This window comes from Roseomonas acroporae, assembly GCF_023223525.1.
GTDB lineage: Bacteria > Pseudomonadota > Alphaproteobacteria > Acetobacterales > Acetobacteraceae > Roseomonas_E > Roseomonas_E acroporae.
This window is the reverse complement of the sequence record NZ_JALPRX010000085.1, coordinates 1-2164: the sequence shown is the minus strand read 5'-3', so window position 1 is coordinate 2164 and position 2164 is coordinate 1. Positions and strand designations below refer to the sequence as shown.

Genomic DNA, 2164 nt, shown 5'->3' with positions numbered 1-2164 from the left:
TCCAAGGGGGCTTCGCCCCTTGGCGGGAGGATACCCAAGGAGGGCGGCGCCCTCCTTGGCCAGGGGGCGCCAGCCCCCGCCCCCGCGTGTCGTTCCGCAACCTGTTTCCGCTCGCCTCGCCGCCCCCGCCCCGCGCACACTCGCCCGGCCGCCTGCCGGGCGCCAACGGGAGTATGGCTTGCCGTCCCATCCACGCCGCGCGAGCGGCCCCGAGCGTGACCCCTTTCCCGCCTGCCGGACGGTGACGCCGTGCTGAGCCTCGGCCCCCTCGCCTTCGCCGCGCCCTGGCTGCTGGCGGCGCTGGCCGCGCTGCCCGTGCTGTGGTGGCTGCTGCGCGTCACCCCGCCCTCGCCGAAGCGGCAGCACTTCCCGCCCGTGGTGCTGCTGCGGGACCTGAAGCTGGCCGAGGAGACCCCCGCCCGCACGCCCTGGTGGCTGCTGGCGCTGCGCATCCTGGCGGCGGCGCTGCTGGTGCTGGGCCTCGCGCGCCCCGTGCTCGCGCCGGGCCCCGTGGCGGGCGGCGACGGGCCGCTGCTGCTGGTGGTCGACGACGGCTGGGCGAGCGCCGCCGACTGGCCGGCCCGGCGCGCCGCCGCCGAGGCCGCGCTGGACGCCGCCGCGCGCGAGGGACGGCGTGCCGCGCTGCTGCCCACCGCCCCGCCGCTGACCGGCGAGCCGGTGCAGGCCAGCGCCGCCATGCCGGCCGAGCAGCTCCGCGCCCGCCTCGCCGCGCTGCGCCCCAAGCCCTGGGCGCCGGACCGCGCCGCCGCGCTGGCCGCGCTGGCGGCCTGGCGCCAGACCAATCCGGGCGGGGTCGCGAGCCTCTACGTCTCGGACGGGGTGGAGCACGCGGCCGACGACGCGGCCGGCCGGCTCGCCGCCGCGCTGGCCGCGGCCGGGCCGCTCACCCTCGCCACCGCGCCGCCGCGCCCGGTGCGCCTGCTGCCGCCGCCCCGCGCCGAGGCGGACCGGCTCGTGCTCCGCGTGGTGCAGACGCCGGTGCCGCTGCCGACCGAGGCGGTGGTGCTGGCCCGCACCGGGGACGGCCGCACCCTGGCCCGCGTGCCGGTCCCGGTCCCCGCCGACGGGACGGCCGGCGAGGCCACGCTCGACCTGCCGCTGGAGGTCCGCAACAACCTCAGCCGGCTGGAGCTGGAGGGCGGCAATGGCGGCCCGCCCGGCGCCAACGGGGTGATGCTGCTGGACGAGCGCTTCCGCCGCCGCCCCGTCGGCCTGCTGCCCGCCTCCGAGGAGGCGGCCGACACGCCGCTGATCGGCGACCTGTTCTACGTGGACCGCGCCCTCGCCCCCTACGCGGAGCTGCGCCGGGGCACGCTGGAGCAGCTTCTCGCGCGCCGTCTCTCCGTGCTGGTGCTGACCGACCGGGAGGTGCCGCCGGGCCCGCAGCGCGACGCGCTGCTGCGCTGGGTGGAGGCCGGCGGCACGCTGGTGCGCTTCGCCGGCCCGCGCCTCGCCGCCGCGATCGGTGAACGGGGCGGCGCCCGGGGCGGCGACCGGGGCGGCGACCGGGGCGAGCCGCGCCCGGACCCGCTGCTGCCGGTGCCGCTGCGCGCCGGGGAGCGGCAGCTCGGCGGCGCGCTCTCCTGGGAGCAGCCGCAGGCCCTGGCCGCCTTCCCCGAGAACTCGCCCTTCGCCGGCCTCGCCATCCCGCCCGAGATCACGGTGGAGCGGCAGGTGCTGGCGGAACCCTCGCCGCGCCTTTCCGAGCGGAGCTGGGCACGGCTGGCCGACGGCACGCCGCTCGTCACCGCCGAGGCGCGCGGCCAGGGGCGCGTGGTGCTGTTCCACGTCACCGCCAACGCCGAATGGTCCAGCCTGCCGCTCTCCGGCCTGTTCGTGGACATGCTGCGGCGGATCGTGGCGCTCTCGGCGGGCGTGGCGGGCGGCGAGGAGCGCGGGCCGGCCGCGCGGCTGGCGCCGCTGGAGACGCTGGACGGGTTCGGCCGGCTCGGCCCCGCCCCGCCCGCCGCCGTGCCGGTGGAGGCCGGGCGGATCGACGCCACCATCCCCTCGCCGCTGCACCCGCCGGGCTGGTACGGCGCGCCGGGGCAGGCCGCCGCGGGATCCGGCGGCGGCGAGGGCGGCGAGCGGCGCGCGCTGAACCTCGGCGCCGCCCTGCCGCCGCCGCGCCTCGCCGCCGCGC

1 protein-coding gene is annotated in these 2164 nt (G+C 80.4%); it reads left to right on the top strand.

Features of this window, described 5'->3' with window-relative positions; translation table 11 throughout:
* Positions 1-249 precede the first annotated feature (249 nt).
* Positions 250-2164 (top strand): BatA domain-containing protein (locus M0638_RS18965; RefSeq protein WP_248668577.1); only part of this gene is annotated, 1915 nt, incomplete at its 3' end.